Below are 1,457 nucleotides of genomic sequence, written 5' to 3' on the forward strand. Positions count from 1 at the left end.
AGTATCCACAACCGCAAAGTATACGGTAACGGTTTATGAAAACGTAACTTATACAGCTAAATTCAAAAAGATTACGGCGCCGAAAAAAGTAAGCGGATTAAAAGCATCTAATCTGAAAACAAACCAGATGAAAATAACCTGGAATAAAACCAGCGGTGCAAAAGGCTACGAATTAAGCCGCTATAATCCGGATAAAAACAAATGGTACGTAGTAAAAACCACAGGCCAGACAAGTTATACGGTAAAAGGCTTAAGCGCCGGAACGATTTACAAATACAGGGTAAGGGCATATACGTTATCCGGAAGTAAAAAGCTGTTCGGTAAATATTCAAAATACTTAAAGACAGCAACGACACCGAAAAAACCGGTACTCTCTGCTAAAGCAGCTTCTAAAACAAGCGTGAAGCTTTCCTGGAAAAAGGGAACAAAGGCAGATGGATTTGCCATTTATATGAAGACCGGAAAAGGTGGCTTTACCAGGATTAAAAACGCATCTGCAGCACGTACTGCATATACAAAGACAAAACTGAAAAAGGGTAAGACTTACCAGTTTAAGATGCGTGGATACAAGAAGGTTGGAGATACTAAAGTATATGGAAATTATTCGAAGGTTCGAACAGTAAAATTGTAAAATAATAGTGTATCTGCCTGGCAGGGCAGCTAATTCTGAATAACGGATTAGCTGCCCTGTTATTTTTCTGTCATGGTATACAAAACATGTATACTACAGAGGAAAAGCAGCTTTTGAAAAGCTGAATCTTATATTAACCGCAATAACTTCCAGATTAGGGGCAAAAGATTCCCTTGCGTAGAGATTGGACTATTTGTTAAAATTACAGAGTAAATTACTAAAATTTTGTATAATATGCCACCGAAGAGAGAGGTTGAGGTTATGGAAGATCTGCAAAATTACTATAAAGAATAAATAGTATCAACTCAGCACACCGTAACGAAAACAAATTTGTTACGGTCTTTTCAGATAAAACTTTATTAGCTTAAAAAGTAAAAATTTTCCAGTACCTTTATTTAGATATAATGTGATAAAGTGATTCAAGAGTACAAGTATAGCAGCATGGGTGCAATAGACAGGAGAGAATATGAGCAGAAAATATATGTTGGTTTCTATTGGTTTTCTGGTTTTAATGGTGGTTCTGTACATACAGCTGTTTCTGTTTAGTTCCGTCGGACAGGCGGAGGTGACGGATAGACAGCATGGCAGCCGAATGATCGTCATCAGCAAGGATAACGATCTTATTTACCAGCATCTGCGCAAAAGCACTGCAGAGGCGGCGCAACAGTATCATATTAATGTGGAGAATCAGACACTGCAGAGCTGGGAGTCAACCACACTGCGGGACAGTGTGGTGTTTGCCATATATTCAGGAGCACAGGCTGTAGCATTTCAGTCCAAGACCCGGTGTTTACGCAGGAAATGTATGAGCTGGCAAGTGAGCAGG

2 protein-coding genes are annotated in these 1,457 nt (G+C 39.1%); both read left to right on the top strand.

The annotated features are described in order from the left end of the window. Nucleotides 1-631, top strand: a 631-nt coding sequence (locus RHS_RS29350) for a fibronectin type III domain-containing protein (protein WP_047835222.1), incomplete at its 5' end; no start/stop codon positions are given. Nucleotides 632-1,097: 466 nt separating this feature from the next. After that, a partial coding sequence (locus RHS_RS29355) for a hypothetical protein (protein ID WP_047835223.1) occupies nt 1,098-1,457 on the top strand: 360 nt, incomplete at its 3' end.

The organism is Robinsoniella sp. RHS, assembly GCF_001029355.1.
In the GTDB taxonomy this organism is placed as follows: Bacteria; Bacillota; Clostridia; order Lachnospirales; family Lachnospiraceae; genus Robinsoniella; species Robinsoniella peoriensis.